The 25,550-nt window shown below is 41.7% G+C and carries 25 protein-coding genes and 1 pseudogene; 18 read left to right on the top strand and 8 right to left on the bottom strand.

The genetic code is table 11. The features are described from left to right. Window position 1 precedes the first annotated feature (1 nt). The 7 genes from PSU72_RS02535 to PSU72_RS02505 all read left to right on the top strand — a co-directional run bounded on the left by PSU72_RS02535 (window position 2) and on the right by PSU72_RS02505 (window position 9,101). The gene (locus tag PSU72_RS02535; protein ID WP_300430343.1) at window positions 2–766 is read left to right on the top strand and encodes a creatininase family protein; all 765 of its coding nucleotides are present in this window, start codon (window positions 2–4) and stop codon (window positions 764–766) included. 12 nt (window positions 767–778) lie between these two features. Next, on the top strand, window positions 779–2,140 hold the full coding sequence (glnT, locus tag PSU72_RS02530) for a type III glutamate--ammonia ligase (protein WP_300430342.1): 1,362 nt from the start codon (window positions 779–781) through the stop codon (window positions 2,138–2,140). Window positions 2,141–2,180: 40 nt separating this feature from the next. Then, complete coding sequence (locus tag PSU72_RS02525; RefSeq protein ID WP_300430340.1) at window positions 2,181–2,909, top strand: urea amidolyase associated protein UAAP1; 729 nt, start codon at window positions 2,181–2,183, stop codon at window positions 2,907–2,909. Window positions 2,910–2,918: 9 nt separating this feature from the next. After that, the gene (locus PSU72_RS02520; RefSeq protein ID WP_300430338.1) at window positions 2,919–3,566 is read left to right on the top strand and encodes an urea amidolyase associated protein UAAP2; all 648 of its coding nucleotides are present in this window, start codon (window positions 2,919–2,921) and stop codon (window positions 3,564–3,566) included. Window positions 3,567–3,651: 85 nt separating this feature from the next. Continuing rightward, window positions 3,652–7,281, top strand: coding sequence for an urea carboxylase (gene uca, locus PSU72_RS02515; RefSeq protein WP_300430336.1), 3,630 nt, complete (start codon window positions 3,652–3,654; stop codon window positions 7,279–7,281). Between the two features lie 7 nt (window positions 7,282–7,288). Beyond that, window positions 7,289–8,662, top strand: a complete 1,374-nt coding sequence (gene atzF / locus PSU72_RS02510) for an allophanate hydrolase (RefSeq protein WP_300430334.1) — start codon at window positions 7,289–7,291, stop codon at window positions 8,660–8,662. A gap of 34 nt (window positions 8,663–8,696) precedes the next feature. After that, entirely contained in the window at window positions 8,697–9,101 is a 405-nt protein-coding gene (locus tag PSU72_RS02505; RefSeq protein WP_300430332.1) for an amidase, read from the top strand. Window positions 9,102–9,264: 163 nt separating this feature from the next. On the opposite strand, the gene PSU72_RS02500 is transcribed toward PSU72_RS02505, so the two are convergent. Both PSU72_RS02500 and PSU72_RS02495 read right to left on the bottom strand, forming a co-directional pair. Further along, entirely contained in the window at window positions 9,265–9,897 is a 633-nt protein-coding gene (locus PSU72_RS02500) for a MarC family protein (RefSeq protein ID WP_300430330.1), read from the bottom strand. A 15-nt stretch (window positions 9,898–9,912) separates the two neighbouring features. Continuing rightward, a complete protein-coding gene (locus PSU72_RS02495) occupies window positions 9,913–10,509 on the bottom strand; it encodes a S24 family peptidase (protein ID WP_300430328.1) in 597 nt (198 codons plus the stop codon). A 271-nt stretch (window positions 10,510–10,780) separates the two neighbouring features. Here PSU72_RS02495 and PSU72_RS02490 point away from each other — a divergent pair, with 271 nt between their 5' ends. Then, window positions 10,781–11,134 (top strand): hypothetical protein, encoded by a 354-nt coding sequence (locus PSU72_RS02490; RefSeq protein WP_300430325.1) that lies wholly within the window; start codon window positions 10,781–10,783, stop codon window positions 11,132–11,134. A gap of 76 nt (window positions 11,135–11,210) precedes the next feature. Here the strand turns inward: PSU72_RS02490 and PSU72_RS02485 are convergent, their stop codons facing one another. Beyond that, window positions 11,211–12,140, bottom strand: coding sequence for a DedA family protein/thiosulfate sulfurtransferase GlpE (locus PSU72_RS02485; protein WP_300430323.1), 930 nt, complete (start codon window positions 12,138–12,140; stop codon window positions 11,211–11,213). Between the two features lie 222 nt (window positions 12,141–12,362). Between PSU72_RS02485 and PSU72_RS02480 the strand changes: the two genes are divergently transcribed. Next, a complete protein-coding gene (locus PSU72_RS02480; protein WP_300430322.1) occupies window positions 12,363–14,150 on the top strand; it encodes a monovalent cation:proton antiporter-2 (CPA2) family protein in 1,788 nt (595 codons plus the stop codon). Between the two features lie 216 nt (window positions 14,151–14,366). On the opposite strand, the gene PSU72_RS02475 is transcribed toward PSU72_RS02480, so the two are convergent. Next, window positions 14,367–16,094, bottom strand: a complete 1,728-nt coding sequence (locus PSU72_RS02475; protein ID WP_300430320.1) for an AIPR family protein — start codon at window positions 16,092–16,094, stop codon at window positions 14,367–14,369. A 261-nt stretch (window positions 16,095–16,355) separates the two neighbouring features. Between PSU72_RS02475 and PSU72_RS02470 the strand changes: the two genes are divergently transcribed. The 3 genes from PSU72_RS02470 (at window position 16,356) to PSU72_RS02460 (ending at window position 18,292) form a co-directional block, all read left to right on the top strand. After that, window positions 16,356–16,916, top strand: a complete 561-nt coding sequence (locus PSU72_RS02470; protein ID WP_300430318.1) for a cytochrome b — start codon at window positions 16,356–16,358, stop codon at window positions 16,914–16,916. Between the two features lie 18 nt (window positions 16,917–16,934). After that, entirely contained in the window at window positions 16,935–17,486 is a 552-nt protein-coding gene (locus tag PSU72_RS02465) for a YceI family protein (protein ID WP_300430538.1), read from the top strand. Between the two features lie 89 nt (window positions 17,487–17,575). Further along, complete coding sequence (locus PSU72_RS02460; protein ID WP_300430316.1) at window positions 17,576–18,292, top strand: methyl-accepting chemotaxis protein; 717 nt, start codon at window positions 17,576–17,578, stop codon at window positions 18,290–18,292. Between the two features lie 19 nt (window positions 18,293–18,311). On the opposite strand, the gene PSU72_RS02455 is transcribed toward PSU72_RS02460, so the two are convergent. Continuing rightward, a complete protein-coding gene (locus tag PSU72_RS02455) occupies window positions 18,312–18,722 on the bottom strand; it encodes a helix-turn-helix domain-containing protein (RefSeq protein WP_300430314.1) in 411 nt (136 codons plus the stop codon). Between the two features lie 61 nt (window positions 18,723–18,783). Here PSU72_RS02455 and PSU72_RS02450 point away from each other — a divergent pair, with 61 nt between their 5' ends. From PSU72_RS02450 to PSU72_RS02435, 4 genes and pseudogenes are all read left to right on the top strand, one after another. Continuing rightward, window positions 18,784–19,401, top strand: coding sequence for a cation diffusion facilitator family transporter (locus PSU72_RS02450; RefSeq protein ID WP_300430312.1), 618 nt, complete (start codon window positions 18,784–18,786; stop codon window positions 19,399–19,401). 66 nt (window positions 19,402–19,467) lie between these two features. After that, the gene (locus PSU72_RS02445; RefSeq protein ID WP_300430310.1) at window positions 19,468–20,001 is read left to right on the top strand and encodes a DUF4337 domain-containing protein; all 534 of its coding nucleotides are present in this window, start codon (window positions 19,468–19,470) and stop codon (window positions 19,999–20,001) included. A gap of 307 nt (window positions 20,002–20,308) precedes the next feature. Further along, window positions 20,309–20,713 (top strand): annotated as a pseudogene (locus PSU72_RS02440) (integrase core domain-containing protein); the annotation flags it as partial. 177 nt (window positions 20,714–20,890) lie between these two features. Next, window positions 20,891–21,244: a cupin domain-containing protein gene (locus PSU72_RS02435; RefSeq protein WP_300430308.1), complete on the top strand. Its 354-nt coding sequence runs from the start codon at window positions 20,891–20,893 to the stop codon at window positions 21,242–21,244. A 68-nt stretch (window positions 21,245–21,312) separates the two neighbouring features. Here PSU72_RS02435 and PSU72_RS02430 read toward each other — a convergent pair whose 3' ends face one another. Together PSU72_RS02430 and PSU72_RS02425 are read right to left on the bottom strand one after the other, a co-directional pair. After that, window positions 21,313–21,768 (bottom strand): GNAT family N-acetyltransferase, encoded by a 456-nt coding sequence (locus tag PSU72_RS02430; protein WP_300430306.1) that lies wholly within the window; start codon window positions 21,766–21,768, stop codon window positions 21,313–21,315. A gap of 14 nt (window positions 21,769–21,782) precedes the next feature. Next, window positions 21,783–22,421, bottom strand: coding sequence for a helix-turn-helix domain-containing protein (locus tag PSU72_RS02425; RefSeq protein ID WP_300388950.1), 639 nt, complete (start codon window positions 22,419–22,421; stop codon window positions 21,783–21,785). A gap of 231 nt (window positions 22,422–22,652) precedes the next feature. Here PSU72_RS02425 and fae point away from each other — a divergent pair, with 231 nt between their 5' ends. Further along, on the top strand, window positions 22,653–23,201 hold the full coding sequence (gene fae / locus PSU72_RS02420; protein WP_013148118.1) for a formaldehyde-activating enzyme: 549 nt from the start codon (window positions 22,653–22,655) through the stop codon (window positions 23,199–23,201). A gap of 1 nt (window position 23,202) precedes the next feature. Here fae and hutG read toward each other — a convergent pair whose 3' ends face one another. Next, window positions 23,203–24,012: an N-formylglutamate deformylase gene (hutG, locus tag PSU72_RS02415; RefSeq protein ID WP_300430303.1), complete on the bottom strand. Its 810-nt coding sequence runs from the start codon at window positions 24,010–24,012 to the stop codon at window positions 23,203–23,205. Window positions 24,013–24,297: 285 nt separating this feature from the next. Here hutG and PSU72_RS02410 point away from each other — a divergent pair, with 285 nt between their 5' ends. Further along, window positions 24,298–25,539 carry an FAD-dependent oxidoreductase gene (locus tag PSU72_RS02410; RefSeq protein ID WP_013148116.1) on the top strand — a complete coding sequence of 414 codons (1,242 nt, stop codon included), beginning with the start codon at window positions 24,298–24,300 and terminating at the stop codon, window positions 25,537–25,539. The last annotated feature ends 11 nt before the right edge of the window (window positions 25,540–25,550 follow it).

Genomic DNA, 25,550 nt, shown 5'->3' with positions numbered 1-25,550 from the left:
CATGTTTTGGTCTGAACTCACATGGGCAGAATTGCCCGAAAAAATTGCAGAAGCGAATCAAGCCGCCATTTTGCCGATAGGCGCAACCGAGCAACATGGGCCGCACATGGGCTGTGGCATGGATTATGTTTTAGCGGATGTTTTATGTAGTGCCGTATCAACATTGACCAATGTGCCAATGTTGCCAACCATGCCCTATGGTTGCTCAATCGGGCATAGCCAACGCTGGCCGGGTACTTTGGCAATTCAGCCAATCACCTTGATAAACATGATGAAAGATATTGGAGACTGGGCTTATCACAGTGGAATTCGTCGCTTATTTATTGTGAACACCCATGTTACCAATGCCGCACCGTTACGCTGTGCTTTAGAAATGTTACGTGCAGAACACGACGACATGATGGTGACAGTGATTAATTCCGCCCATATTAGCGAGCGCGTGAGACAGTTTCATCATGCAGATGGTGACGATTGGCATGCGAATGATGCAGAAACTTCGCTGATGCTTGCCACAGCGCCTCATATGGTACGTACTGAGTTATTAAATCTTGCTGATGACCCGGATCGTACAGAAGGCTTAGTTTTCTCTCACCCCGTCAACCGCACTAGTACTAATGGTGTCACTGGCATGCCCAGTATTTCGACTGCTGAAAAAGGTCAGGAATGGTTTCAATGGATGGTAGAAGACCTGAGTAGATTAATTCAACAAGGTTTAAAAGAAACACCCCCTTTAGCAAATTCTTATTTTTCCAATCATACGCATTAGAAAGAATTATTTATGAAATCAGCAAAAGAAGTTTCAGCAATACAGCAAAAACTACAAGACCAAGGTGTTAAATACTGCATCGGTGCTTATGTCGATATTCACGGTATTCCTAAAGCTAAAGTAGTGCCTATAGATCATTTGCCACAAATGGCGGCTGGGTCAGAGCGATATACAGGCTACGCGCTGGATGGCTTGGGTCAGGCGCCGAGTGATGATGAATTGAATTCCGTACCAGATCTAGACCATATCATTCAACTGCCTTGGGAGCCTAAAGTTGCATGGATGCCAGCGGATAATCACTTTCAAGGTAAGCCTTATGCATTGAATACTCGCGTAGCGCTTAAAAATGTTTTAGCACAAGCTGCTGAAATGGGTTTCGGCATGAACCTTGGTATTGAGTGCGAAATTTATTTGTTGAAACAAAATGCTGATGGTAGCTTAAGCGTGCCTAATCCAGACGATAAGCTAGAGAAGGCTTGCTATGACGTACGCGGCTTTATGGATAACTTTGCCTGGCTAGATAAAATGGCCACGGCAATCAATGGTTTGGGTTGGGATTTATATTCATTTGACCATGAAGATGCCAACAGCCAATTCGAGTTTGATTTTAACTATAGCGATGCACTCACTCAGTGTGACCGCCTGATTTTCTTCCGTTATATGGCAAAGCACTATGCCAAAGAAGATGGGCTTGTTGCCACCATGATGCCTAAGCCATTTGCCGATAAAACGGGCACGGGCGCACATTTTAATATGTCACTGTACGATTTAACAACAGGTAAAAACCTATTTGCTTGCGACCCTAAAGATGACCCGCGCGGACTGGGTTTAACGACTTTAGGTTATCAGTTCATCGCTGGTATTTTGAAGCACGGCCCCGCCCTATGTGCTGCATTTGCACCTACGGTTAACAGTTATAAACGATTGGTTCGCCGTGGTGCAATGAGCTACTTTAGCTGGGCACCAGTATTTAACTCATACGGCTCCAATAACCGCACTAACTCTGTACGCGTACCTATGGGCGGCGGGCGTTGTGAATCGCGCAATGCTGATGGCGCGGTAAACCCATATCTTGCTGCAACATTAGCTTTGGCCGCTGGTTTAGAGGGCATTCGTGAAGGATTAGATCCAGGTAAACCGAATGAAGATAACCTCTATGACATGAACGAAGAGCAACGCCAAGCGCGTGGAATTGGCTTTTTACCACAAACGCTAATAGAGGCAGTCGCAGCGTTTGCAGCAGACCCATTAGTTGAAAAAACATTAGGTAAAGAGCTGCGTGATGAATTCATAAAATATAAAACTGAAGAGTGGGAAACCTACCATTTGACTGTCAGCCAATGGGAAATCGAGCGCTACAGCTATATGTTCTAAGCAGTATTTTGTTATTTATAAATAAGACTAAGTTGAAAAAATGAGCACATTTAATCCAAAAGAAATACTGTGGGAAGAAACTGTACCAGGAGGTAATCACTGGTCTGGGCTTATGCGCAGAGGTTCCGCATTGCGTTTTACTGACTTGCAAGGTGGGGCGAATGTCTCTCTCTTGCTATATAACTTCGAAGAAAAACTAGAACGCTACAACATGCCCGATAGTTTGAAAGCACAACATACGGCTTTTTTAACTACGGGGAATGTGTGTTATTCCGACATGGGGCGAGTGATGTGCTCATTTATTCATGACACGGTAGGCTGGCATGACACCATGTGCGGCATCTCTGATGCAAAACTCATCGAACAGAAATATGGCGTTGCCAATTATCAAACACATCGCAATAACATGTACCGTAGTGCAAAAGATGGCTTGTTAATCGAGCTTGCCAAGCATGGTTTAGGTCAACGTGATTTGGTTGCCAATGTGAATTTATTCAGCAAAGTACGTGCGAACGATACTGGTGGTTTAGTTTTTAATGCAGGCAATAGCAAAGTGGGTGATGTAGTCGATTTGCGCTTTGATATGAACGTATTAGTGGTGCTATCAACTGCGCCACATCCTTTAGATACTGCAATCGCTTACAAACCATCGGATGTGTTATTAAGCGCTTGGCATGCTGGCACTGCAGCAGAGGATGACGTTTGCCGTAACGCTTGCGAGCAGAATCAGCGCGGCTTTATCAACACTGAACGCTTTTACGCTAATTAGGATTTAGATATGTTAACTGAAAGCAAATTACGCACTCAAGATGCAGTATTGAATGAGAAGTGCAACGCTGGTGACCCATGGACTGGTCTCGTCAAAAAAGGTCAAACCTTCCGCATTCTAGATTTGGAAGGTAATCAAGCGGTTGATACGTTGTTTTACAATGCAGATGATGCGACCGAGCGTTACAGCGCGGTAGATACCATTCAACGCCAAGGCCAGATTTACCTTACCACAGGCTCGGTGTTGTATTCCAGCGAAGGCAACCCAATGCTGACGATTACAGCAGATACATGTGGTCGACACGACACCATAGGCGGCGCTTGCTCGGCGGAAAGCAATACAACGCGCTATGCACTATCAAAACGCCCTATGCACAGTTGTCGCGATAGTTTTATGCATGCTATTACCCATTCGGCTTGTGTGATTGAGCGCAACATCACTAAACGCGACATAACAGCTAACATCAACTTTTTCATGAATGTGCCTGTCACGTCTGATGGTGGTTTAAGTTTTGCCGATGGCATTTCAGCGCCGGGTAAATATGTAGAAATGCGTGCTGAGATGGACGTGTTAGTACTTATCTCAAATTGCCCACAATTGAATAACCCATGCAATGCCTACAACCCAACACCCATTCAATTGTTGGTTTGGAATTAGGTTAACCAAATAGACAACCGTAGCTGGACGACCTGATGCGGATTGAAAAAAGCGAGACGGCTCGCAACGCAGTGAGAATAACAATATGTTTAAAAAAGTCCTAATTGCCAATCGCGGAGAGATTGCTTGCCGTGTGATTCGCACACTCAAGAAAATGGGCGTTCAATCAGTCGCGGTGTATTCGCAACCAGACTCAGGTGCTCGCCATGTGTTGGATGCCGATGAAGCCATTTGTATTGGCCCAGCACCAGCCGCTGAAAGCTACCTGAATGCTGACAAAATTCTCCAAGTTGCCATAGAAACTGGCGCGGAAGCAATCCACCCCGGTTATGGATTTCTTTCTGAAAATGCTGACTTTGCTGAGAAATGCGAAGCGAAAGGCATCGTCTTTATTGGCCCAACGCCTAAGCAAATGCGCGACTTTGGCTTGAAGCATACTGCACGTGAATTAGCCGAAAAGAATGGCGTACCTTTATTACCGGGCACAGGTTTATTAGCTAGTGTAGAAGACGCACATATTAACGCTGAAAAAATCGGTTACCCAGTTATGCTTAAAAGTACTGCTGGCGGTGGCGGTATTGGCATGCAGCTTATTTGGAGTAAAGATGAGCTTAATGCGGCTTTTGAATCCGTCCAACGATTATCACGTGCAAACTTTAAAAGTACTGGCATTTATTTAGAAAAGTATGTGCAGGCAGCACGCCATATCGAAGTGCAGATTTTTGGTAATGGCCTAGGCAAGGTGATTGCGCTTGGTGAGCGTGATTGCTCGGTACAGCGCCGTAATCAAAAAGTGATTGAAGAAACACCCGCGCCAAACATTTCAGAGGATGTTAGACAAGCATTATCTGCCACAGCTGTTAAATTAGGGAGCGCTTTAAGCTATCGTTCAGCAGGCACTGTTGAATTTGTTTACGATAACGACTCAGGGCAGTTCTACTTTTTAGAAGTGAACACACGTCTGCAAGTAGAGCATGGTGTCACTGAGTTGGTCACTGGCGTAGATTTAGTTGAGTGGATGATACGTATCGCTGCAGGTGAAACTAACGCACTAGATACTTATTCGCACAACCCCTCTTGGCACGCTATTCAAGTGCGTTTATATGCTGAAGACCCCAATAAAAACTTTGAGCCTTCAAGTGGTGTGTTGACGGAAGTTAAGTTTTCATCGGCAGCACGTAATGATACTTGGGTGGAAACTGGTAGTGATGTCTCACCATTCTATGACCCGCTGATCGCCAAAGTCTTAGTCCACGCTTCAGACCGTGATAGTGCTGTGGAAAAAATGCGTACTGCTTTAGCTGAAACCTCTATATACGGCATCGAAACTAATTTGGAGTATTTGCGCCAAGTTTTGATGGATAGTGTTTTCCCCGCAGGCAAACAAATCACCCGTTATTTGAATAGCTTTACATACAAGCCACATACCATAGACGTGCAAGATGGTGGTGTGATGACGACCATTCAGGATTACCCAGGCCGAACTGGCTACTGGGCAGTTGGTGTGCCGCCTTCTGGGCCTATGGATCATCTAGCTTTTAGGTTTGCGAATAAGTTAGTAAGCAACGCCGAAGGAGTTGCTGCGTTAGAAGTGACATTGATTGGCCCAAAACTTAAATTTAATACCGATGCTGTGATTGCCATTACTGGTGCGCCCATTGATGCGACTTTGGATGGTGAAACCATTTTGATGTGGCAATCGCACCTCATTAAAGCAGGGAGCACTTTAAAGTTAGGTAAAGTGCTTGATGCAGGTTGCCGCACCTATTTGGCTGTTCAAGGTGGCTTTGATGTGCCTGATTATTTGGGTAGTAAATCTACCTTTACGTTAGGTCAATTCGGAGGGCATGGCGGCAGAACCTTGCGTGTTGGGGATGTGCTGCACATACCGCCGTTGGCAACTGAATATATTGCGAAAGTTTTACCCCAAACATTGCAACCAAGTTACAGTAATTATTGGGAAATCGGTGTGCTGTATGGTCCGCACGGTGCCCCTGATTTCTTCACTGATGATGACATCAGCATGTTCTTCTCGACCGATTGGGAAGTGCATTACAACTCCAATACAACAGGTATCCGCCTAATCGGTCCCAAGCCACAATGGGCACGTAAAGATGGTGGCGAAGCTGGTTTGCATCCATCTAATATCCACGACAATGCTTATGCTATTGGTGCGGTGGATTTCACTGGCGATATGCCCGTGATTTTAGGACCAGATGGCCCGAGTTTGGGTGGCTTTGTTTGTCCTGCAACCATCATCCAAGCTGAGCTATGGAAAATGGGGCAGCTTAAAGCTGGCGATAAAGTACGCTTTATCAAAGTGACACAAGAGGATGCAGCATGCTATGAGTTAGCGCAAAATGCTGTCATTTCAAATACAGGAATTACGAACCTTGCTGGAGAGCCCGCAAAGTTGGTCGCCAACCCAACAACCCAACATAGCCCGATTCTGGCTGAAATTGCCGAAACAACCGATCAAATTAAAGTCGTGTATAGGCAATCAGGCGATAAATATCTGTTGATTGAATACGGCGAGCTAGTGCTGGATTTAAATTTAAGATTCCGCGTGCATGCACTCATGCAATGGCTGGAAGCACAGAAAATCAAAGGCATTATCGATCTCACTCCGGGTATTCGCTCGCTGCAAGTACATTTTGAAAGTTTAGTATTACCCGTCAAGCAGCTTATTCAGATTCTGCAAAAAGGCGAATCTGAATTGCCTAGTGTTGATGAGATGGAAGTGCCCACACGCATCGTGCATTTACCTCTCTCTTGGGATGATGTCGCCACGCAATTAGCGATTGAGAAGTATATGCAATCGGTGCGCAAAGACGCCCCTTGGTGCGAAATGGTCGACGGACATGCTAGCAATATTGAGTTTATTCGCCGCATTAATGGCTTAGATTCTATTCAACAAGTGAAAGACATTGTCTTTAATGCCAGCTACTTAACGTTAGGTCTAGGTGATGTTTATCTCGGTGCGCCAGTTGCAACACCAGTGGATCCACGTCACCGTTTGGTGACCACAAAATATAACCCAGCACGTACTTGGACGCCTGAAAATGCGGTGGGTATTGGTGGTGCTTATATGTGTGTATACGGCATGGAGGGCCCAGGTGGTTACCAGTTTGTGGGTCGAACCATACAAATGTGGAACAGATGGAACCAGACCAAAGACTTTGTAGATGGTAAACCGTGGCTATTACGTTTCTTTGATCAAATTCGTTTTTATCCAGTACAAGCCGATGAGCTTTTGCAAATGCGCGAGGATTTTCTACATGGCAAATTCAAACTGAAAGTTGAAGAGCAAACGTTCCGTCTCAAAGACTATAACCAGTTTTTAAGTAATGAAGCTGAAACTATTAATGCATTTAAAGCCAAGCAGCAAAACGCTTTTGATGCAGAGCGTGAGCGATGGATTGCTAGTGGGCAGGCCAATTACAGCAATGAAACGGAGTCTGCAAGCGCATTAGATGTATTGGAAATTCCGGCAGGTAGTCGCGCTATAGCCTCGCATGTAGCAGGCAACTTGTGGCAGATTAAACTGAAAGAAGGTGATTTGGTACAAGAGGGCGATGAAGTAGCGATTGTGGAGTCTATGAAGATGGAAATCGCTGTCACGGCAACTGTTGCAGGCAAGGTTGCTAAAGTTTTATGCACTGAAGGTATGTCAGTTTCTGCCGGTCAAAATCTAATCGTGATTGAAGAGGAATGAAAATAGAATGAACTTACAAATCTCACATTTACGAAACTTGTATCTTTCAGATACGCTAACACCAACAGATTTAGTAAAACAACTCGATACAGAAATTGGTAATGAAGATAGTCGTAATATTTGGATCAGGCGCTTAACGCTTGATGAAATGCTGAGTTACGCTAAACGTTTGGAAGGAAAAAGCATTGCTGAATTACCTTTGTACGGCGTGCCATTTGCAATTAAAGACAATATCGATTTGGCTGGCATTCCCACTACTGCAGCTTGTCCAGAGTACGCCTATATTCCAATGGTGAGCGCCACTGTTGTACAAAAGCTGATTGATGCGGGTGCGATTCCAATCGGCAAAACTAACTTAGATCAGTTTGCCACGGGCTTAGTCGGCACACGCTCACCTTATGGCGCCTGTCAAAATAGCTTTAATCCGGACTATATTTCAGGTGGCTCAAGCGCTGGGTCTGCGGTTTCAGTAGCACTTGGCATGGCAAGTTTTAGTTTAGGTACAGATACGGCGGGTTCTGGCCGTGTACCAGCCTCGTTTAATAATTTGGTTGGGCATAAACCTAGTTGTGGTTTGTTGAGCACCAGCGGAGTTGTTCCAGCCTGTCGAACACTTGATTGCGTATCAATCTTTGCACTTACCGCTGAAGATGCCGCTCAAGTGCTTGAAAGCGCTCAGGACTTTGATGAAGAAGATGCTTATTCGCGTAAAGCTGTTGCTGAAGTGCTTACGATTGCAGAAAAAGGATTTACTTTTGGTGTGCCAAAGCAAGATCAGCTCGCATTTTTTGATAACACTGAAACACCTGAGCTCTTTAAGCAAGCGATTGAGCAACTTAAAGCACTTGGCGGAAAAGCTGTCGAGATCGATTTTGAGCCATTCTTAGAGACGGCACGCTTGCTTTATGAAGGCCCTTGGGTGGCTGAGCGTTATGCTGCTATTCGTGAATTTTTTGAAGCGAAACCCGATGCTATATTTCCAGTCACCAAACAAATCATAGGAGGTGCCACTAAGTTTAGTGCAGCAGATACTTACCTTTCACAATACAGACTTAAAGCCTTGCAACGCAAAGCGGAAGCGGTTTGGAGCGATATTGATGTCATGGTGACACCAACTGCCGGCACGATATATACCATTGATGAAGTGAACGCTGACCCAATAAGATGTAACTCTAATTTGGGTTACTACACCAATTTTATGAACCTGCTAGATTTGTCGGCAACGGCTGTGCCTACAGGTTTTCAAAGTGATGGCATGCCTTTTGGCGTGACTATCTGTGCCCCCGCGTTTAAAGATATGCAGTTGTTGGCTTTAGCCGCCAAAGTACAGAAACACTCAGCAAAAACTTTGGGTGCAACTGGCTTGCCGTTTGTTAAGTAATACCAATTAATCACTAGAATAGAAACGAGCACCTATGACCAACAATGTAAAATTTATCCAAGTGGCAGTCTGTGGCGCGCATATGACAGGCTTACCGCTCAATGGGCAACTAACAAGCTTGGGCGGTACCTTCCTCGAAGAAACGACCACTGCACCAGCCTACAAGTTATATCAATTAAATGGATTCACACCCGCACGCCCAGGTCTGATACGCGTTGTCGACGGCGGCGCTGCAATAGCGCTAGAAGTATGGCAATTGCCAATTGAAAATTATGGCACCTTTGTATCTGGTGTGCCTGCCCCGCTAGGTTTCGGTACATTAACATTAGCGGATGGCCGCACGGTAAATGGATTTATGTGTGAGCACTATGCAACGTTAAACGCTGTTGATATTTCACATCTAGGCGGATGGCGGCATTATTTGAAAGAAGTGGCTTAGAGTAAGACTATATAAGCACTTTGGGTAGCTCTGCTAGTTGAGTTCTAAACTAGCAGAGCTACTTGTCCAAAGTTGTCATTCATCATGACTAGTGTAACTGTTGAATACTGAAACCTTCACTCCACGTGAACTATGGACTTTAATAAGTGCTAATAAATATCTTCTATTTTCCGAGCGCAGGAAACAGCCCTATGAGACCGTGCGCTATAAACTCAACTGCCATCGCAGCAAGAATCAGCCCCATTAATCGCGTCACAATATTAATTCCTATAGTCCCTAATTTATCCGCTATATAACTAGAAAGCTGCAAAGTCAGCCAGATAAGAATAGCAACCACAAAGATTGGAATCGCTAGTGAGATATGTCCAAAAAAGGTTTTACTTTGCTGTGCTGCAATAATCATACTGCCTATAGCGCCAGGGCCAGCTAGTAACGGAATACTCAGAGGTACTATCGCAATAACATCTCGTTCTTCTAGTGTTCTAGCTTCTTCAGGGGTTTGCTTAGAGTGGCTTTGTTTGGCATGCAGCATATTGATTGCAATTAACAGTATTAAAATTCCTCCGCCAACCTGGAACGATGGAATCGTGATACTAAAAAACTCAAGAATCCCATCGCCAAACAAAGCTGAAGTTAGCAGCACCAGAAAAACGGTCACAGTCACAACGTTGGCTGTTCTTAACTTTTCTTTTCTATTCCAGCCATCTGTCGCACTAATAAATATTGGCACACTTCCAATGGGGTTCACTATTGCAAATAGTGCTATTCCGATCTTAAATAGATAAGCCCAATCCATTTTTTAGTTCCTTAACTAGTAGCTGCGAAATTGTCCAGTGACAACGCCATAAATTCCAAATGCTTCTCTGGGTCGAATAATATCAAAATCAGGATTTGCCGGAATCAGCACAAATAGATCCTTCTCTTTTCCGAGTGTCTTGATCGTAAACTTGTCATCAATGATAGCCACTACAATATCGCCAATATTCGCAAATGGTCTTTTTTCCACAATCACAGTATCGCCATCAAGAATCCCTAAGTCTCTCATTGAGTCTCCAGCGACAGGTATTAGCTCAGTGATTGAAGGCTTTTTAACGAGGTGTTCATCAATCGTAATGTAATCGCCACCTTCACTGTACGCAGCGGTAAAAGACCCCGCCTGTACTGTCGTGTTAGATAATGCTCGCTCGAAGAATCGTTTACCAGGAATTAATTTATTATCAGGCGCCATGTCTAAGAAACCCATTAGTTTGAGCCTCGATACAAATCTGCTAATCGTATCTTTAGATTTCATATTCAACTGATCTTGCATATATCGATAGCTTGGTAATGACCGATAACTTGCAAAGTAATCGCGCAACTGACCTAATTTCTGGATATCCGATTCTTGTACTTCATTAAAATCACTCATGGGTAGAAACCTTCTTTACGCTAAAATAATTCACGTTATCGAACGAACGTTCGTTCGATTAATTATCGCTTTAATAAACGCTAATTACAAGTAGTACAACATTCATTTAACCGTAAAGACATTAGCCATACATCTATGTGAGCCTTAGTAACCTTGATGTGTTCATTAGTTTGGAACATAAGTCGATATTGGTTGTCTGAGTTTTGCATGTAAAAAATAGATGTTATTAACTTAAAACAACGTAAAAAAAACTTAAACGGAGGGATAAACAATGGTTATAGCTTTTAATAGATTCGCGGCATTGCTTTCACTTATGCTGTTCTTAGGCGCTTCTAGTCACGTATTTGCTGGAGAGTATGAAGGGTCATGGATGTTATATGACACGCATGGAGGTGGTTTTGAGGCGACTCTTAGTCCAGATGGTAGCGCTTCAGGAACGCATGGCGACTCGATGAAGCATGGTACTTGGAAAGAAGTGGATGGTGCAGTTGTGATTAGCTGGAAGACTGGCTGGACTACACGTATTGTTAAGCAAGGAGATAAATACGTTAAAACCTCTTTTAAACCAGGCACAACGATTACTGATGCCCCTACCGATAGCTCGGAAGCTACGAAAAAACATTAATTTACATTTCAATCACTTTTTTAAAACCTAGCCCGAGCTGGGTTTTAAAAAAGCCAAAAGCTCATGATGGTGAATCTTACTTGAGATTCTCTATGCTATGCCCAGCAGCACGCCAAGCATCAATTCCACCAGCTAGTGGCCTTACATTGTAATGGCCTCGAGTCATCAGTGCTTTAGCAATTTTTGCTGCCGTTACCTCATTTGGGCAAGAGCAGTAAAGTATGACGGCTTCATTATCATCCGTTTTAAGTGTTAACCGATCTAAGGTTTCCATCGTGATGAATTGCGCGCCAGGAATCCAGCCATCCTTAACAAGATGAGGTGCTCTTGTATCTAAAATAATGGGCGTTTCACCATTTGTTAATAGCGTATTGAGTTCTTCCACACTAATGCGCGCCATTCGCAAGTCTTTCAGAAATCTTTGCCTCTCCCACCATTTAGATGCGATGAAAGCAAATAGTGCGAATAAAACCAGCAACATGCCCCATTTACCCATCTCAATTAACACATTCATCAGTTCATCAATAGCATTGCTGAATAACGAGCCTAACCATAATGCAGAGCCAGCCCACAACGCTGCACCTAGGGCATCCATAATAAGGAAAACGATTAATTTAGTACCTGTAGAGCCTGCCAAGGCGCTAGAGATGGAGGCGAATCCAGGAATAAATTTACATATTAATAAAGCTGGCGAGCCGAATTTCAGAAACAGTGACTGAGATTGAGCCACGCATGCATCTGGTGAAAGAGATATTTTACAAAGCTTGCTTAATACCCTGTTTCCATATTTTCGCCCAGCAAAATACCAGAATGTATCCGCGATGACTGCCCCCACTACGGCAGTCAATAAAAGCACTGGTAAAGAAAACTGTTCAGGGCTGATTAAAGCTCCCGCAATCACTAATGTAGGGTAAGCAGGGATGGGTACCCCTAATTGCTCCAAGAAAACATTAACAAATACGATGATTAACCCAAACTGCTGAATTAGTTCTGCGATATAGCTCATAGATCACTACTATTCATTTATAAGGTTGAATCATACTCGATATCATGAGATTGGCTATTCACCAGCTTGCAAATTTTCTGCACAGTGTTAATTAAGTGAAATGTTTATTATTTTCTTCTTTAAGCCCCGCAATCGTAATCGTCTGAGTAGAAAGTTTGCATGTAAAAATTAGAGAAAAATATTGCATAATGCCAATACTTCGTTAAATTTAAAAAAGCATTAATGAACTCACCTAACTTTCTTGTTCAAGCCACGATATATCTTTCCTCGGCGATTATTCTGGTACCTTTGTTTAAGCGTCTAGGGTTAGGCTCAGTCCTCGGCTACTTGCTTGCCGGCATATTAATCGGCCCATACGCTTTAAAACTTATTCCAGACCCTGAGCAAGTACTTCACTTTTCAGAGTTTGGTGTAGTGCTTATGCTTTTTCTCGTAGGCTTGGAGTTGGAGTCTCAAAAGGTTTGGGAGTTACGTAAGATTTTGTTTGGGTTAGGTGGTCTGCAAGTTGTTAGCACAATTGCGCTGGTGACTTTTGCTGCTCATATGATGGGTTTTACATGGTCAATCGCTATTGTGATTGGAATGGGCGTTGCGATGTCTTCAACGGCGATTGGCTTGACCTCGTTAACCGAGAAAAAACAACTAAGCACGCCTGGCGGTCAAGCCTCATTTGCAACTCTGCTCTTTCAGGATTTGTCCGTCATTCCAATATTTATGTTGCTGGCACTGATTGCACCTAACAATGCTAAGTCTGGCTTTGATATATGGGCGGTGGCTAAAGCCATAGCTGTCATCTTGGCGATTGTCTTTGCTAGTCGCACTTTGTTACGCCCCATTATGCGCATCGTCGCAAAAACGGGCATTCGCGAGATTTTCGTCGCATTCTCATTACTATTAGTCATTGGCGTTTCATTGGCTATGCAGTCAGTTGGCTTATCTATGGCGCTAGGTACATTTCTCGCTGGTGTGCTACTGGCGGACTCGGAATATAGATACGAGCTTAGACTAGATATTGAACCTGTTAAAGGCTTGCTCTTAGGGCTGTTTTTTATTGCGGTAGGTATGTCGGTCGATTTATCGCTATTAGCAAATTCGCCGCTATTGATTTTTGGATTAGCCTTGTTAATAGTCATCACAAAAATGTCTATTTTAATTGGCCTCGGACTTTCATTTAAATACTCTATTCGTGATGCATTATTATTTGGCGTAACCCTTTCTCAAATTGGTGAGTTTGCCTTTGTAATATTTGGCGCAGCTTTAACGCAAGAGACTATTCCACGTGAAACGTACAATATTCTCAATGCCGTGGTGGCTGTATCAATGCTCATCACGCCAATTTTGTTGTTGCTATACGACCGATTTTTAGTCTTAGACTGTGGAGAGCGTCCCAAAGACGTCATCGAAGAAAATAACGCAGTCATCATTGCTGGGTTTGGTCGCTTTGGGCAAATTGTTGGCAGAGTGCTACTCGCAAAAGGCATTACCGCCACCTTGATTGATAACGACCCCAATCAAGTTGATTTAATGCGTGAATTTGGTTGGCGCTGTTATTACGGCGATGCATCAAGACTAGATATCTTAGAAGAAGCTGGCATCGCTAAAGCAAAACTTTTTATTATTGCAGTTAATGACCCAGAGGCCACACTGAGCGTGGCTAAACTTGTTAAAGAGCGTTGGCCACATGTTGCAATTGTTGTTAGAGCCAGAAGCAGAACCGACGCCTTCGACCTGCGCGATTTAGAGTTGCATCCAATACGTGAAACCTTTTACTCCTCATTAGAAGCTGCAAGACACGCGTTACTAGCCATTGGTGAGTCACCAGCCTCAGCCGCTAAAATCATCAAGCATTTTGAGATTCATGATTTAGAGCAACTAGAAGCGACAAGAAGTATTAGGCACGACAGAAGTGCGATTTTTAGCTTAGCTGAAAAAGGTCGCCAAGACCTCAAAACGCTTTTTGAATTAGAGCAACCTAAGGCTGAAAGTAAATTGAAAAGCGGTTCTGACTGAGTTTAGCTAAAACTAACTTTAGAAATTAAATTGCTATGAGAGTAAAAATAAGGGCTTAGATTTATCTAAGCCCTTATTTTATTTGGTGCGCACTAGATGAAGAGTTTGATCACTGGGAAGAGATTGTTTTAGTATCCTAATTTGCTCACCCATTCATATAAAAATCAGACTAGACTATTACATTTTTAATATTGTAGGTTACAGAATGTAATCAGTTCATAAGCTGATGTAAACCTCAAAGTTAGCTTTTAAATGTTCTGTAAATGGTTTACTTTTTGCCATGTTTATTAAGTTGACATTTGGGTTGGCAGTTACATATGAATTAATGCTAGAAATTAGTAAGTCCAAAGACTTTTTGAAGTTTTCTTTAGTGTAATTGTTTAGGTCGATAATCGCTATGTCTTCAAAGTCGTACTCTGTTTTATTGAGTACAATAGAAGTGGCTATTCTTGCTAGATGTAGTTTTAAGTTTGTAGTAGCTTTTTTCAAGTGAGCCTCTTCAATCAAGCTCCAATGTTCATTTGTTTTTTTAAGTATCAAGCAACAATTTAAATATGATTTGAATTGCTTGCTAGAGTCAAAAATCCTGTTGTATGCTTTATCGTCTTTTATTAGCGAGGTTGGTTTTGATCTGGCTGTGTGAGGACCATCAAAACCTATGGTTTCTATGGCTTGAGCGGTAAACTGAATGCTAAATATTTTTGATGCAGGTTTACCTTGATTTTTGTAGTAATTTTTACGTCTGTCATAAAAATATCCCTCATTCAGAAAAAATATCTCAATTTTTCTTTGTGTATTTTCAGTGGCTCTTAAAGCAGTAGATGACACTGCATTTTGACTATTTGTTGATTCAATAATCTTGTCGATTGTTTCTTTATCTTTATTTATTATTACCTTAACGAGAACAGATCTTTCATCATCCATTGATCCGTCATGCGCATTGAATATTGTATAGGATGATTGTAGTCCGTTAACAATCTGAACATTATCTATAGATAAAAGTTTACTTGCTTGATTTGCGTTTTCTGCAATGATTGTAATGCCGTTATTAAGCCACCAAAAATCATTTTGGCTATTTTCTGTAATTGTTTTTGCAATTTTTTTATTTACATCAACTGCCGAACCTTGGAAGTGACGAATATTACTTTCAAACATATAATCCTTTATCGAGCCATCATCATCTGTTAAGAATTTTTTATAATCACCTAATTTAACTGTACCTACATAACCAATACCTGCTTCACCAAACGATGTTGACAGAGGGTTGTCTTTAAATGTAAGGGAAAATCTAGAAGGTTTTCTAGCTTGATAAAACTTTAAGAGCTCTTCACTGCTGTAGCAAATGAATTTCACTTCAGGAGTTGAGCATTTGTCACTTATCAATTTTTCTAACTGAGTTCTCTTAGATGTAAATGAACTACTTATTTCTATTTTGGGAGCTATGCAACAATAGTTAAGCTCTATTAATAAGTCTCCCCCCTTAATTGAAGTCTTAAGCCAAGCAGCACGTAAGATTAGTATTTTTTCTAAGAGATCAGAGTTAAATCTAGCTTCTAAATAAGTTTCATCTTTCTCAAGATCAAAAATCATTGAACATGATGATATTAATTTATCTATAGTTAACTCTTTAAAAGAGTTTTCTTTCTTGCATTGAGTAATATAAAACCTTGTTTTACTTGAGTTGGATAAATTTAACTCTTCCAGCTCATCTATCGACTCAACTACTTCATCATTAACAATTATTAAAATTGAATCTATTCCTCCATCATTACCACCATCAACTATTGAGTTGTAGATGTTTTCATATGTGATATTCATATGTTTAGTAATCTGAGAAATAGTGAAGAGTTCAAAAATTTCACTTGCAACTGATTCCAATTGATTTTCATGCTGATATTGAGAAATGCAGCCTTCTAAAATAATTTTGTTGTTGTTTGTGCTCATTTTCTTCTCGCTATGGTAAATCCCGTTCATGTAACACGGGAGTGGTTATAAATACTGTTACTAAGCACATTAACAGTCATGCCAAATCTAATCAATAATTTTGAACATGGTTGTGAGTTAGTTAGTAAAATTATTATGCTTTAGCTATATCAGCAAATAAAGTATCTAAATATTAGATCAGTTAGCGCTAATATTTATACTTTTACATCCAATTTTGTAGTGGTTAAATACTAATTACCCTAATGTATTAGAATGCAAACGATGAAACCCCTACAAAAGTTGAACTTTAGTAATCGCTATACCTCCGTAGCTATAGGCTTACATTGGTTGATGGCACTGCTGATTATTTCGCTATTTGCAGTTGGCCTGTATATGCATGAGCTGCCTTTATCTCCTTGGAAGCTGCAAATCTATTCTTGGCATAAATGGGCAGGGGTGACGGCATTTCTACTTGTCATGATTAGGCTAGTGTGGAGGTTTACGCATAGTCCACCTCCGCTACCCATTAACATGTCTAAATCCGCTGAAGTGGCGGCACATATTGGGCATGGGTTGCTTTACTTGCTGATGATTGCCATCCCTCTTACTGGTTGGCTGATGAGTTCGGCAAAAGGGTTTCAAACTGTCTATTTTGGCATTATTCCAATCCCTGATTTACTGACTAAAAATAAAGAGCTTGGTAACGTGTTAAGAGAAGTGCATGAAACTTTGAATTTTGTGATGATTGCAATAGTAGTTGGGCATGCCGGCGCAGCATTTAAGCATCACTTTTTTGATAAAGATGACGTACTGACGCGTATGTTACCTAAACGCAAACATTAATTGATGAAAGAAAATATGATGAAAAAACAAATAATGGCTATCTTAATAAGCGGTTTGGCAATGACTTCTTTTGCTAATGCGGCCGAATACAACAGCATTCAAGCAGACAAGAGTAGCCTTGCTTTTGTGTATAAACAGATGGGTGTGCCGATTGATGGTAACTTTAAGAAGTTTGCTGTGCAACTCAACTTTGATCCAACCAAACTTGCTGCCGCTAAAGCAGTTTTAGATATAGACCTTACTAGTATTGATGCAGGATCCGACGATGCTAATGATGAAGTCGCTGGAAAAGAGTGGTTCAATACTAAAGCGTTCCCACATGCCAAATTTGAATCATCGAGCTTCAAATCATTAGGGGTAAATCGATATGAAGTGACTGGCAAGATGACGATTAAAGGGCGCACACAGACGGTTAGCGCGCCCTTTACATTTAACCCCCAAGGTTTGGTGGATGGTGTATTTGTGCTAAAGCGCGCTGATTACGCTATTGGTGAGGGATCTTGGTCAGACTTTGGTACGGTAGCCAATGAGATTCAAATCAAATTTCACTTTTTAGCTAAAGCCAAGTGATTTCTAGTTTAATACTCATTAAGAAGTATAAGTAATGGAGGCGTTCTGTAGGACAATCTCTTCTATACTTTAAAGATTGTGAGCATTGAATGTTACAAAAAGAGATTGGTAGTAACGAAGCAAAGCAAGACAAGATATATGCTGAATTAATAGCTATTAAGAAGAAACTTGAAGATTTGGAGCTTGCAGGCTCAGCTATTACAGAAGGCATTTGGGTTCTGCATATGGTGAATGGTGATCCTGACCACAAAGATAGCAGAATCGAATGGTCTAAGCAGTTTAGAAAGCTATTAGGGCATGAAAGGGTAAGCGACTTTCCTAACGGCTGGGATAGCTGGCTAAATGCGATACATGCTGATGATAAACAACAGGCATTGGATGCCTTTAGTGCGCATTTGAATGATGGCAGTGGACATACTCCCTATAGCGTTGAGTATAGGCTAAAGACTGCAGGTCGTGGATATGTCTGGTTTCGTGAGCGCGCCATCACGGCTCGCAATGAGTCAGGTTTAGCGCTTCGATCTGCTGGAGCAATTCGAGATATTAGTGATGAGAGAGCAGCCAAAGAGCTACACCAGCTTAATGTTGTTCGCAATGAAGAGAACATGCGACAAATATTGAATGTGGCTGATACTATTAATCAAATCGCCATGCAAATTAATATTCTAGCTATTAATGCTGCGATTGAAGCTGCTCGTGCAGGTGACGCGGGTAAAGGTTTTGCTGTTGTGGCTAGTGAAGTGCGCAAACTGGCAGAACGAACAACTCAAGCGATGAACGAAATACGTTCTATGGCAAATAAATAGATTTCACAGTAAATAATCTTTAATTGCAACAAGACCGCTGATCTAGCGTTTCAATCAACCTGCAATGTTCTGCAGTATGGCTCTGGCAAGCGACTATTTTTGTTAGTACTTCCTGCATGGCCTGTAAGTCTTTAATTTTGGTCTCCACTTCTGTCAGATGAGCCTGTGCAAGTTGGTCGGCCTCTTTGCATGGGTGCTCTGGATGATCTGCAAGTTCTAGCAGCGTTTTGATTTCTGCAATCCCAAATCCCAGCTCTCTGCCTCGTCGAACGAATCGCAGCCGCTTGATAGCTGACTCATCATAGTGACGGTAGCCATTCACTGACCGTGACGGTTTATTGAGTAAGTTAATCTTTTCGTAATAGCGTATGGTTTCAAGATTAACCCCAGACTCTTTGCTTAAAGCCCCAATCGTATATTTTTCTAACATGGCTTGACCCTGTAGTAGCTACAGACTTTATGATACTCGTTCTAAATTGGAAAGGGTATTTATGAGCGCACATTGTTGTCAACCTCCTGAACCAGAACAAGGCAAAAGTCTTGATGGACGTTATCGCAAAATATTATGGATTGCTTTGATAGTCAATATCACCATGTTTGTGGTTGAAATTGTGTCAGGGGTAAAAGCTAACTCAGTCTCTTTGTTAGCTGACTCCTTAGACTTTCTTGGTGATGCAGCAAATTATGGTATTAGCCTATGGGTACTTGGAATGGCGCTTACAGTGCGAGCTAAAGCTTCATTAATTAAAGCTTTATCAATGGCTGCTTTTGGGGTTTGGGTATTAGGTAGCGCAGTATGGCATTTTGTCTCGGGTGTAATCCCCAGCGCAGAAACAATGGGAATCATTGGTGTGGTCGCGCTAGCCGCCAACCTTGGTGTAGCCGCTTTGCTTTATGCCTATAGAGACGGTGACAGTAATATGCGCAGTGTTTGGCTTTGTACTCGAAATGATGCACTTGGTAATGTCGCCGTTATTCTTGCGGCAATAGGTGTGTTTGGCACAGGTGCTGCTTGGCCAGATTTGTTAGTAGCAATAATCATGGCAAGCCTCGCCTTGCATTCCGCTTGGAGTGTCATCATGCATGCTCGTAGTGAGTTGTCAGGCTAATGTAAGCATTAGTTGGTAAAACTATGATGGTGTAATTTCTACACCATCATAGTCAGGACTACTTAAATGTTAGAAGAAAAGAAAGATGCTTGGCTGAATTACTTAGCATTAACCACCATCATATTTGCAGTATGTGCAACGCTCTCCACCTTCAAAGGTGGCGGGTTCTCCACCAAGTCCGTGATTACTCAGGCACAGGCATCTGATGAATGGGCTTACTATCAGTCAAAAGGCATTAAATCTTATATCTGTCAATTACAGTCAGAAAAGTTGGAGCTAGATTTAATGGGTCTTAAGCCAGATGCAGCAAAGCTGTCTACTATTTATACGGATAAAATAGCAGATTACAAAAAGAAGATTGAAAAGTACGAAAAAGAAAAAACCCAGTCCCAAGAGAAAGCCAAAGCGCTAGAAGCGGTAAGAGATGAAGCGCAAGTTCACTCTAAAGCGTTTGGAATAGCCGTGATTTATTTACAGATTGCTATTTTACTTTCCTCTATCGCTGGGCTTTTAAAGAAAAAAACCATTTGGTATGGAGGAGTTGCAGCAGGATTGGTCGGACTAGTCTATTTTGCAGACGGCTTTCTCGTCTTTATATAAATGCTTAACTTATCTTAATTTAAGCATAAGTAAGCGGCCTAAAGTAGCCAAGATCGACGACATGCTTATGGCAATGCTAACCTCGGCAGCGCCAGAGCATATCGTATTGGCACCTCTGCTTAAACAGTCCCTTAGGAAGTAAGGCATTAGCAGTCTTTTAAAAGCTTACTTTTTAAAATTGTGGAATATTAGTCGAATAAAAGGCTTAGGCAATAAAAAAGAGCTAAGCCGTTAAGCTTAACCCTTTGATATTACCTACTATATTTGGTGCGCCCGAGATGATGAAAGTGGGCACTGGGTAGATGTTGTTGACGATTGCACGCGTGTCAGGGCTTTAAAAGTCTACGAGCAACACAATCAGTGAAGTTCCATCTACTTTATTAACTAAGTGGTTGATAAATTCCCATTTAGAATTAAAACCATACGTACCGACAACGGTCATGAGTTCCAAATCAAGTTTCATTGGCATGTTTCAGATCTAGGCATGATGCATGTTTATATTAAACCTGCCATGCCAAAGCAGAACAGCAAGGTTGAGAGGTCTCACCCCACCGACCAGCGCGAGTTTTATCAAATGTTGGATTACGACGGCGACGTGGACTTAAGAAAGAAACTTGGGCAATGGGAAGATTGTTACAACTACCTGAGGCCCCCTTCAGCACATGCAGGAAAAACTCCTTATGAAATGTTAAAACTGCGTATGCTGGGGTAGTATTACGATGTCAGCCTAAGTCGGATAAAAGACACAAATTAGTGATGTAGATGATATAAATGGGTGAATTCAAATGAATAGATATGCTACTTAAATAGTACGTCTAAGTGGTGATTGTTAGTTTGGGGAAGTCGCGATTAAATAGTCGACACTTAAACAACCATCAGGAGAAGCAAAATGAGCAGTAAACCATTTAAGTTTAAAAAACAAGCGATCAAAGACTCTCAGCCATCAATGAATGTGGCTGGCGTTCCTGCTTGGCTTGGCGACACATTTATATCTGCGGATGCGGATAAAAGAATTTGTGCAGGTTTCTTTCGTTTAGAGAAAGGTAATCCTCTGAACTATAGCTATGATTATGAAGAGATGAAAATTGTTGTAGAAGGTACATTTATTATTTCTGACGATACAGGCCAAAAAGTGACTGCAACCGTTGGTGATGTACTTTACTTCCCATCTGGAAGTAATATTAAGTTTGAAACGCCAGACCATGCAATTGGCTTTTTCTGCGGCCAACGCGTACCACTGTAAGTAGTTGATTATTACCTCTGTAATTCATTTGCAGAGGTAATATCACTGGCATATATAATTTAATCAGTTTATATAAATACTCTACGCGCCTGTAATTGTGTAGTTTCCCACTTTAAGTGCTCGTAATAACCTAGAGCTTCTTTATTCTCAATATCTACCAAAAGTTGCGCGCGTGTTGCGCCATTTTCTTTTGCCCAATCTAAAGTTCGCTGAAGCAGTTGTTTGCCTATTCCATGGCTGCGATAGGATGAATGGACCACCATGTCCTCAATCCAAGCCGAGGCTGCACCTTGTGCAGTAGAAATCACTAGTTGAGCAGTGACCATGCCAATCACTTTGCCGGCGGTATTCTTAGCTACTTGTACAGTCGCAGTGTTGCGATTTTTAATGATTAACTCTAGCCCTTTTTTTTGTTTAGATAAATCTGGGCTAAAGTCTTTTTCAATGGTAAATAAGTCTGATAACAAGCTAACTAAGTCATCAATGTCAGATTCATTTGCTACTTGATAGTTAATATTTTCCATGAGTTGAATTTTGCCTACTCTTCAAAATTTTCTTTATCAGGTGCATCGTAATGAATAATGGCTAGAAATTTAATCGGGGTTTCAATCAAGTTTTCAGGGCGATGCGGAATTTCTCCCTGAAAGGTAAGAGAATCACCTTTGTTTAATACAAACGTGTCTTTACCAACTCTATATTCGAGTGTGCCTTCAAGCATATGAATAAACTCAGTGCCAGGGTGCTCAAAGGCTGGGAACTCTTCACATGAATCTTCAAGTGAAATTAAGAAGGGTTCGAAAGTCTTGTGAGGGCCTTGGTCATAGGCCAGCAATTGGTAGGTGTGACCAACTCGCGTGCCTCTTCTAACCACTTCCATGCCTTCACCTTTTTTAACAAGCTGGGCGGCACCACGCGGTAGATTATAGTTTTGAAAGAGTTTAGATAAAGTTACACCTAAGGCATTGGCAAGCTGCTCTAAGGTTTCTAAGCTAGTAGCTGCTAGGCTATTTTCAATCTTACTCAGCATCCCACGACTAATGCCAGCACGTTCAGATACGTCTGCTATGGTGAGATTATGTTCTAGCCTCAGTTGGCGTATGGTTGTGCCTAAATGTCGACCGAGCGATTTATTGCGCTCATCTACTTTTACATCTTCAGTTTCTTTTTTTGCAGCCATATAATTGTCCGAAGCTATTAACAATCCTAATATTACAAGAGACTTCACCTAACTTGTAAATAAATTCTTTTTATTCACTAAAGTTGCAGAAATTATAACAAACATTCATAAAAGTTTCACTCAGGTAATAATAGTTAATGTAAAATTAAAAAATGATATGTTTTATTGATGTTTCTTTAATGTATGCATTTTATGCTTACTAAAAAATTACTTAATTATTAGGAGAGTATTGTGAGTGAACGTATTGTAATGAGAACGGGTGAGGCTTTGGTAGCAGGCGGGCCTCCAGGTACAGCGGCTGAGCCAGAAGTGATCATTGGTGAGTTAGACGGGCCAGTAGGAACGGCAATTGCAACTTTGACAGGTGATCAGGTTGCAGGGCACACGCGTGTTTTTGCTTTATTGAATACAGATATTCAAGTAAGACCAGTGACATTAATGGTAAGTAAAGTGACTGTTAAAGAAACTAAATATACCAATATTTTAATGGGTACCGTGCAGGCTGCAATCGCGAATGGTGTGCTTGATGCAGTTCGCGCAGGTGATATCCCTAAAGAGCGCGCTAATGATTTGGGTATTATTGTTTCAGTTTGGTTGAATCCAATGGTGACAAAAGACGATAAATTAGACCATAAGATTTTGTTTGATATTCACCGCAAGGCTACTGCAATGGCTATTCACAAAGCCATGAACAATAAACCTGATATTGATTGGTTGCTTGAGAATCAAGACAAAATTACTCACAAATATTACCAAATGGGTTTAGACGGTAAGCTTTAAGCTACTTTTGAGCCTCAGCCCAGTTGAGGCAAGTCTTGAGTAGATCGGCTAGCAAGGGCTTAACTTTCAACGCCAGTTCGGCATCATATTTATATGGAGGATTTTCCTCCATATAAATGCATTGGCTCATTTCCAGCTGTACTGCATGTATATTCATACTACGCACTCCATAATGCCTTGTGATGTAACCACCTTTAAAGCGTCCATTGAATACATGGCTATAAGCTTTAGCATGAATCGATTCACGCATGGTTGCTGCTAGGGCATCTTGCAATGAAGTGTCGCATGAGCTTGAATCTGCAGTACCAAAATTCAAATCAGGTAATTTCCCACTAAAGAATCTTGGCACCTGCGATGCAATAGAATGCGCATCCCACAATACCGCCACACCATGAATAGCTTGTATTCTTTGAAGCTCAGTGGTTAGTTTTTGGTGATAAGGCTGCCAAAATTGTTCAATACGACTTTCTATCTCCTTTTCATCTGGTTGTTCTTCATCCAGATATATTGCGCTTTTGGCAAAGGTATCAATTGGGCATAAACCCGTCACATCCTGCCCTGGGTAGAGTGAAGTATTCTCAGGTGATCGATTTAGGTCTATCACATAGCGTGCGTATTCAGCTGATATAACAGAAATATCTAACTCTTTAGCCATGTCATACAGGATAGGCAAATGATAATCAACGTCTGGTAATAGTGCCGCATCAGGCGTTAGCCTGCGTTTAATATCTTTAGGTATGCCAGTGCCAGCATGTGGCATAGAGATCAGCAAGGGCGAGTTTCCGCTGTGAAAATGATAAGTTTTATCCATTGCTACCTTTTCCTTTACATATTCTCTAACTACTACTTTAGTAGTACTACCAAATTCCTAATTTACCTAACTTATTCATATATATAGTAAACATACTATGACTTTATCATAAGTTTCATTGTAATTAAAAAAGTTTCATTTATGTATTGACATACGATATTGTGATATGGCTTAATACGTCAACAAAGTTTCATACAGATTAAAAAAGTTTATGAAGCTTAATGAATGGCAAAGCAGTCGTTAATTACTTTAAAGATTAATAATTAGGTTTCATGGAGTTAAGAAATGCCCTTAAGATTACTTAAATTCGCACTGTCAAAAGAGCATCCAGCACCACGCTTTTTTAAGTCGCACGAGACCCCAAAGAAATCATACGACGTAGTGATTATCGGCGGCGGTGGACATGGTTTAGCAGCAGCTTATTACTTGGCTAAAGACCATGGTATTACTAATGTGTGTGTGCTTGAAAAAGGTTACATAGGCGGCGGTAATACAGGACGCAACACGACCATCGTTCGTTCAAACTACCTCACACCAGAAGGCGTTAATTTCTATGATGCCAGCGTCAAGATCTACGAAGGTCTTTCTGAAGAGCTAGATTTAAATCTTTTCTATTCAACACGTGGTCACTTCACCCTTGCACATACTGAATCAGCGATGCGTACTATGAGGTGGCGTGCTGAAGTAAATAAACATGTAGGCGTTGAGAGTCGTGTAGTTGGTCCTGATGAAATCGCTAAAGCTTGTCCTCAGTTAGATTTAAGCTGTAGTGGTCAAGCGCCAATCTTAGGTGCTTTGTTTCATGCGCCTGGTTCAGTGGCTCGTCATGATGGCGTAGCTTGGGGTTATGCACGCGGTGCAGACCGTTTAGGTGCCGAAATTTACCAAAATACTGAAGTGCTTGGTATTGATGTTAAGAATGGCAAGGTCTGCGGTGTTAAAACCAATAAAGGTTACATAGAAACTAAACAAGTGCTATCAGCAGTGGCTGGCTTTACGCCACGTATCACAGAGATGGTAGACCTTGAAACACCGATTGTTATTCATCCATTACAAGCCTGCGTGACTGAGCCTATGAAACCTTGGTTAGACACTATTTTGGTTTCAGGCAGCTTACATGTGTATGTGAGTCAATCTTCTCGCGGAGAGTTAGTGATGGGGTCATCGCTTGACCCTTATGAAGTGCATTCAACGCGTTCTACATTAGATTTCGTAGAGGGACTTACTTCTCATATGTTGGATATGTTCCCTTTCTTATCCAATGTAAAAGTTGTGCGCCAATGGGCAGGTATGGCTGATATGACGCCAGATTTCGCACCGATTATGGGTAAAACACCTATCGAAGGTTTTTATCTAGATGCAGGTTGGGGTACTTGGGGCTTCAAAGCTACACCTATTAGCGGCAAAACCATGGCACAAACCATTGCAAATGATAGTGCACCAGATTTAATTCACTCATTCCGCTTGTCACGTTTTGAAGATTACGAACTGACTGGGGAAAAGGGTGCGGCGTCAGTGGGCCATTAGCGGCTTATTCA

This window comes from Methylotenera sp., assembly GCF_029945535.1.
Taxonomy (GTDB): domain Bacteria; phylum Pseudomonadota; class Gammaproteobacteria; order Burkholderiales; family Methylophilaceae; genus Methylotenera.
This window is presented reverse-complemented; position numbering and strand designations above follow the sequence as displayed.